This is a genomic window from Butyrivibrio sp. (assembly GCF_015056685.1).
Lineage (GTDB): Bacteria > Bacillota > Clostridia > Lachnospirales > Lachnospiraceae > Butyrivibrio.
The window spans coordinates 21,920-29,130 of record NZ_SVFW01000009.1 but is presented as its reverse complement, the minus strand read 5'-3'; the positions used below and the strand labels follow the sequence as shown (position 1 = coordinate 29,130).

6 protein-coding genes are annotated in these 7,211 nt (G+C 43.8%); 5 read left to right on the top strand and 1 reads right to left on the bottom strand.

Features of this window, described 5'->3' with window-relative positions:
• Both E7303_RS04695 and E7303_RS04690 read left to right on the top strand, forming a co-directional pair.
• Window positions 1-1,398: mannitol dehydrogenase family protein (locus tag E7303_RS04695; protein WP_292144075.1), on the top strand; the 1,398-nt coding region annotated here is incomplete at its 5' end.
• Between the two features lie 180 nt (window positions 1,399-1,578).
• Complete coding sequence (locus E7303_RS04690) at window positions 1,579-2,139, top strand: zinc ribbon domain-containing protein (protein ID WP_292144074.1); 561 nt, start codon at window positions 1,579-1,581, stop codon at window positions 2,137-2,139.
• 54 nt (window positions 2,140-2,193) lie between these two features.
• Here E7303_RS04690 and E7303_RS04685 read toward each other — a convergent pair whose 3' ends face one another.
• Window positions 2,194-3,249, bottom strand: a complete 1,056-nt coding sequence (locus E7303_RS04685; RefSeq protein ID WP_292144073.1) for an AraC family transcriptional regulator — start codon at window positions 3,247-3,249, stop codon at window positions 2,194-2,196.
• Window positions 3,250-3,476: 227 nt separating this feature from the next.
• Here E7303_RS04685 and E7303_RS04680 point away from each other — a divergent pair, with 227 nt between their 5' ends.
• From E7303_RS04680 to E7303_RS04670, 3 genes are read left to right on the top strand one after another with little or no spacing between them, the layout of a single operon-like run.
• Window positions 3,477-4,976 (top strand): sugar ABC transporter ATP-binding protein, encoded by a 1,500-nt coding sequence (locus E7303_RS04680; RefSeq protein ID WP_292144072.1) that lies wholly within the window; start codon window positions 3,477-3,479, stop codon window positions 4,974-4,976.
• A gap of 12 nt (window positions 4,977-4,988) precedes the next feature.
• Window positions 4,989-5,966, top strand: coding sequence for an ABC transporter permease (locus E7303_RS04675; RefSeq protein ID WP_292144071.1), 978 nt, complete (start codon window positions 4,989-4,991; stop codon window positions 5,964-5,966).
• 29 nt (window positions 5,967-5,995) lie between these two features.
• Window positions 5,996-7,198 (top strand): substrate-binding domain-containing protein, encoded by a 1,203-nt coding sequence (locus tag E7303_RS04670; RefSeq protein ID WP_292144070.1) that lies wholly within the window; start codon window positions 5,996-5,998, stop codon window positions 7,196-7,198.
• The last annotated feature ends 13 nt before the right edge of the window (window positions 7,199-7,211 follow it).

Below are 7,211 nucleotides of genomic sequence, written 5' to 3'. Positions count from 1 at the left end.
TTTGATTATGAGATCGTAGAGAAAATGTACAGACCTCACGACAACCTTTCTATCCTTGTTACACTTAAAGCTGACGGATCAGTAGATAAGAAGGTTATTGGAAGTATCGCAGAGTCCTGCATTCTTGATTCTAACGATGACAAAGAGTTCAGCAGATTAAAAGAGATATTCAGAGCTGACAGCCTTAAGATGTGTACTTTTACAATCACAGAAAAAGGTTACAGCCTTGTAAATCCAGCAGGTGAGACTCTTCCTGCAGTAAAAGAAGATTTCGAAAATGGCCCTGAAAAGCCTCAGAGCTATATCGGTAAGGTAGCAGCTCTTTTGTATGAGAGATATACAGCAGGCAAAAAGAAGATTGCCATGGTAAGTACAGATAACTGCTCACATAATGGTGACAAGCTCTATGCAGCTATGGATGCATTTGCCAAGAACTGGACAGAAAACGGAAAAGCAGATGCTGGATTCCTTGACTATGTACATGATGAAGCACTTGTTTCATTCCCATGGTCAATGATCGATAAGATTACACCAAGACCTGATGACTCTGTGAATGAAATCCTTAAGAACGACGGTGTTGAGGAACTTGAAGCAGTTGTTACATCTAAGAAAACATGGGTAGCTCCTTTTGTTAACGCTGAGGAGAGCGAATACCTTGTAATCGAGGACAAGTTCCCAAATGGAAGACCTGCTCTTGAGAAGGTTGGAGTTATCTTTACAGATAAGGAGACAGTTGACAAGGTTGAGAGAATGAAGGTGTGCACTTGCCTTAATCCTCTTCACACAGCACTTGCTGTTTACGGATGTCTTCTTGGATATACAAAGATTTCAGATGAGATGAAGGATGAAGACCTCGTTAAGCTTGTAAAAGAAATAGGTTATGTAGAGGGACTTCCTGTTGTTACAGATCCTGGCGTTATTAAGCCAAAGGAATTTATTGATACTGTTGTAAATGTGCGTATCCCTAACAAGTTTATGCCTGACACACCACAGAGAATCGCATGCGATACTTCACAGAAGCTTGGCATCAGATTCGGTGAAACAATCAAGGCATATCTTGCTTCTGATAAACTTAACGTTGCTGACCTTAAACTTATACCACTTGTTCATGCAGGTTGGCTTCGTTACCTTATGGGAGTGGACGATAAGGGCCAGAGCTTCGAGCCTAGTCCTGATCCACTTCTTGAGGAGGCTCAGAGCTTTGTAAAAGATATTAAGCTTGGAGAGACAGATGAAAATAAGGTAAAGGCAGCTGTTTTACCTCTTCTTAAAAATGCTGCTATATTCGGAACAGACCTCGAGGCAGCAGGCCTTTCAGACAGAATAGTAGGATATTTCCTTGAGCTTTTGGCTGGAACAGGAGCAGTTAGAGATACTTTAAAGAAGTACTGCCATTAAAAAGGCAAATTGCTCAGTCTTTTTGCTACAGTTCTGAACTTGAAAATATACATATAAAAATGTAAAATCATTAGGTGAGTGCTTAAATAGTGCTCACCTGATTTATATTAATGTCAGAGCCAAAAATCTTCATTGTGACAATTCGATTCTGACAACAAAAGATGATTGGAGGAGAATAATATGAAAACATGTCCTAATTGCGGTAATCAGATTGCTGACGACGCAGCGTTTTGCAACAATTGTGGTGTCTCAGTTGCGGTAAATACCCAGGCTGCTTCAGATAATGCTCAGAGCGTGGATATGAATGCACAGGCATCAAACACACAGCAGGGGCCACAGCCTACACCTCAGCCACAGCCAACACCTAATTTTGGGCAGGCACCATATCAGCAGCCACTTGTTTACTCAGATCCTAAGGATCATACAAAAGAGTTTGATGCTCAGGATATTGCAGACAACAGGATCATTGCACTTGCAGCTTATCTTTTTGGAATTATCGGTGTTCTTATAGCATTCATTGCCGGAACTCCATTTACAAGATTCCATGCAAGAAACTCGCTTAGAATTTCTATATCAGCAATTATCATACTTATCCCAAGTATCATTCCATTTCTTGGATGGCTTGTTACAGGTATATGTGCAGCAATCCTTGGTGTGATCAAGATTGTTGCTATTGTCTGGGCTTGCATGGGTAAGGCAAAAGAGCTTCCGATCATTTCAGATATAGGATTTCTTAGCTGAAAATAGAAAATAAAGTATTACCATGATCAAACAAACCAGTTCCTGTAAGGTCTTTTACCTGTTCCTACTGGATGCAGACTCCTTTCGATAAGCGGAAGGAGTCATTTTTGTGTGCTTTTTAAACTGACGGATATAGTGCTCCGTGGTGTCATATCCTACAGCTTCAGCTATGGTGGCAACACTCATGGTGGAGTTTGCAAGAAGATCCTGACTTCGCTCTATTCGCACGGTCCTGAGGATCTCGGTGTAGGTCATTCCCGTAAGCTCTTTTATCAGTCTTGAGGTGTACTCGTTGGAATAATGGAATTTCTCGGAGAGGTCCGAGAGAGTTACCTCCTTGTAATTTTCCTGAATATACTGGATAAGGGCATATCGCTGTACATCTATGCGGCTGTCAAACAGCGGCATCTGAACGGATTCCGAGTAGTTCCTTATTATCAGATAAAAATCAAGAAGCAGGGTATTTGTAATGGCCTGGTAATGGTACTCCTGTCTGTTGAGGGATTCTGTCAGCATCCAGATAAAGGAAGTGGCTATGCCATCATCGGAGCCTGTGTGGAACATGATATAGTCGTTGGCCTTCTTGGCATATATATTATTCAGGAAAAAAGAACTGAGTATATTCGGGGTGTTCAGGAAGGAATAGAACATGGAATGTAAAGTATCCCTTCTGAGCATTATGTTTATGACTATGGTGTCGTCAAACACGCTGATGGAGTGTTTGATCCCGGGAGGAATAACACAGAAATCTCCCGTACGCATCTCGATGGTCCTTCCGGAGATGGTCTGGGAGCACTTGCCGTCATAGACATAGCTCAGCTCAAAAAAGGTATGACTGTGCTCGATGGCCGGTGAATATCTCTCGTGCTTCTGTACCACTATACTGTCATTATTTGACAGGTCGAAAAAGAAGGAATCTTCGAATACCTCGGGGATTGTCTCGGGCTTTTCGGTAATCAGAAGGTGTCTGTCAAGAACAAGCTTCATATCAAGACCATCAAGAAAAGCCCTCAGACTGTCTTTGTCCTTTCCGGCAAGATAGTAGTCTCTGTAAAATTTCTCAGTTTCGGTAATGTCGTATATGTGCTGCTTTACCGCTGTGTGATCCATATCTTTAATTTCCTTATTATCTTAAATGAACGTCCGGTTAAAACAGGTAAATAATACCCCTAACAGAGGTAAATGTCAAAATAGTTCATATTAGTATCAGAAATAATATATTTTCATCATAATAAGTCAATATAATTGAGCGATTATGTGAATTATGTAAAAGACGTTTGCTCAATATAATGAATCCATAAACAAGCAATACCTCAGACAGAAAGGATTCATTAGTTATGAATACTCCGATTCTGGAAATGAAAAACATAACAAAAAAATTCGGAAGTGTGACTGCTCTAAACGGAGTAGACCTTGAGGTTTACCCCGGTGAGATAAGAGGTCTCATAGGTGAGAACGGTTCTGGAAAATCCACCATATCATCCATAGCGGCGGGAATGCAGAAAGCAACCTCGGGGCAGATGTCTTATGAAGGAAACGCCTGGGAACCCGAGAGCATGATCGATGCTTTGAATAAAGGTATAGGAATGGTGGTTCAGGAGAGTGGAACAATAACGGGGATCACCGTTGCGGAGAATATATTTCTGGCAGAGATGAAGAAGTTTAAGAAGGGGCTCCTTGTTGATAGAAAAAGACTCTTCGAGGAAGCGGACAGAGCCCTTTCCAATATAGGAATAACCTCCATTTCCGGAAAGGATATGATGGACAGCCTTTCCTTCCAGGACAGGAAGCTGGTGGAAATCGCCAAGGTCATACTTAAAAAGCCGAAGATCCTGGTGATAGATGAAACCAGCACGGCACTATCTCATGACGGAAGACAGATCATGTACGGCATCATGAAAAAGATGAAAAAAGAGGGCGGTTCAGTACTTTTTATCTCCCATGATCTGGTGGAAATAATGGAGGTCTGCGACACCCTGACAGTCCTAAGGGACGGGAATCTTATAAGAACTTTCGCTAAAGAGGAATTTGATGAAGAACTTATAAGGACCAGCATGATAGGAAGAGAGATAGAGGGCGATTATTACAGACCGGACTTTAGCTGCAGCTTCCTTGATGAAGAAGCCATTGTGGTAAAGAATCTGTGCTTTAAGGACAAACTTAAGGACGTGTCCCTGACACTTCACTGCGGAGAGATCCTGGGAATTGGAGGACTTGCGGACTGCGGAATGCATGAACTTGGAGAGGCTATGTTCGGAGCGCTTAAACCCGAGAGCGGCGCAGTCATATCCCCAAAAGGGCGGCAGATAAAGTCTCCCCACAACGCAATGACTGACAAGATAGGATATGTATCCAAGGACAGAGACAGAAAATCCCTGTGCCTTGAGGCCAGCATCAAGGACAATATCGCGATTGCGGGAATGAACATATTCAAATCCGGGGCGGGACTTATAACCAGGTCCGCGGAAAGAAAATATGTAGACGCGCAGATAGATGCCCTGAGGATCAAATGCTCGGGAAGAGATCAGGCAGTAGCCCAGCTCTCCGGCGGCAACAAGCAAAAGGTAGTCTTTGGAAAATGGATAGGTTGCGACAGTAAGATTCTGATACTGGATTGCCCCACGAGAGGTGTGGACATCGGTGTCAAGCAGGCAATGTATCAGCTTATGTCACAGCTTAAGAGCGAAGGGAAGGCCATTCTCATGATAAGTGAAGAGCTTCCTGAACTCATCGGGATGAGCGACAGGGTTCTTATCATGAAGAACGGTGAAATAACAGGAGAATTTCAGCGGAGTAAAGATCTGTCCGAGAGCGACATCATAGGATGCATGATCTAGGAGGCAAAAGAAATGAATATAAAGAAAATCATAAACAGGCAGAATATCATAGCTCTTTTGCCCATGGCGGCGCTGGCGGTGCTCTTTCTTGTTTTCTGCACAGTGGTTAATGCAAAGGGTTACAGACTTGATATGTATCTGAAGATTGTGTTCAATGAGGCGCTGGTTTTGGCAATCGTAGCAACGGGAGCAACCTTCATCTATACCCTTGGAACCTTTGATATAAGCCTTGGCGCTTCCACACTGTTTTCGGCAACTCTCGGAGTAATGGTCTACAACAGAACAGAGAATATAGTGCTGCTGATGGCGGTGATACTGCTTACGGGAATTGTGTGTTCGCTGCTCAATTCGGTGCTGGCCTCAATCTTCCACATACCGGCCTTTGTAACCACGGTCGCGATGATGTCCGTACTGTCAGCTGTATCTGCGCAGATAATTACGGTAAACGGAGGAGCGCTGGGTGGGATAAGCATTCCCAGCAGCGTAGTAAAGCCCTTTGACAATATGCCCTTCAAGATAGCAACTCTTTTGCTGTTCTTTGCAGTCTCAGTCTTTGTATTTGAGTTCACGAAGGCGGGAAGAAGGATGAAGTTCGTGGGAGGAAATCCCCTCTGTGCATATCTTACAGGCATCAAAGCCGACAAATACACGATACTGGCTTTTGTTATGGCGGGTATCGGTATAGGACTCGGAGCATTCCTTACTCTTGTGTATACCCCTTCGGTCACTACGACAACGGCTTCAAGTATAGGAATGAATATCTTTATAGCTATAGTATTCGGAGGAATGCCAATATCGGGAGGCGCAAGATCCAGGATATACGCCGCACTGGTTGGAGGCTTCTCATATATGTTGCTGAACGACATTCTGGAGATAGTGATTGATTCCAGTGCAGCATACGGAATAACACAGGTGATCAGCGCAGTTTTCTTCCTGATAGTGGTATATATCACGGGAATGAATTACAAAACCGCACTGTTGCCAAGATAAAGAACTTTAGAAAAAACGGAGGAAATATTATGAACAGGAAAGTAACAAAGGTACTCGGACTTGCCATGGCAGCAGCCATGACCGTAATGACAGGATGCGGTAACAGTGCACCTGCTGCGGTTTCAGACACAACAGATAACAGCACTGATAATGCGGTTGTAAGTGAAGCTTCCGCGGATCAGGGTGAAACTCGTAAGATCGGTGTTCTTGTGGCCGACGTCAGCGGCGAGGAGGCACTTGGATTCAGAAACTACTACGAGAAATATATTCAGAACAACTATAACGTAACCTTTGATTATACAGATGCTCTTGCCAGTGCTGAGGATGAGAAGGCAGCCATCGAGAAGTTTGCATCAAAGGGATATGACGCCGTTATCTCGCTCTCCAGCAGTGACAGAGCTCAGCAGATCGAGACCTGTGAAGAGTATGGCATCTACTATGCGGTTGCATCCGGCGTGCTTGATGAGAGTCAGTATGAGACCTACAAGACTTATGAGCATTTTGTCGGCCAGGTTGGACCTTCAAACGAGACAGAGTTTGAAGCCGGCAAGGAGATGGGAAAGTACTTTAAGGATAAGGGAGTAAAGAGCGTTGCCATCTACGGAGCGTTTATCCCCAACCCCATGCACGTATACCGTGCAGCAGGTGTGATCGCCGGACTTGGTGATACCTACGGCGGAACAGATGATATGAACGGTATGATCGGACAGATATTCCAGGATCAGGGTGTTGATCTTACAAAGGTTTCGGGAGATGTTGAAGTGGTAGCTTACCTCCAGGGATATGGCGACACAACCACCGATGAGCTCAATGCAGCAATCCAGAAAGCTCCTGAGGCATTTATCTCAGTGGGAATGGCAACAACTTTCTTTGCTCAGACACTTAGCCAGGAGAACATCCCTTTCTCCGATATCGACTCCTTTACAGCCATGAACAGCGAATCAATGAAGAACGGCTCTCTTGAGTATCTTGCAGGCAAGTACTCTTCTTCCATCGGACCTGTATTTGCTCTGGTAATGGATGCGATTAATGGAAATGTTATAAGAAATCCCGAAGGAAATGCGGTCTCCTTTACTCAGAGCTATCTTGTGGCAACAGATGCAGAATCCTTTGACCAGTACTATGTAAACGACAACGGTGATACACCTATTTTTGACAAGGCAAGTCTTGATGGCATTATCGGTCAGGATGTTACCTATGATGATGTAAAGGCACTTATCGAGAGTAAGTGATGAATGGAGGCAG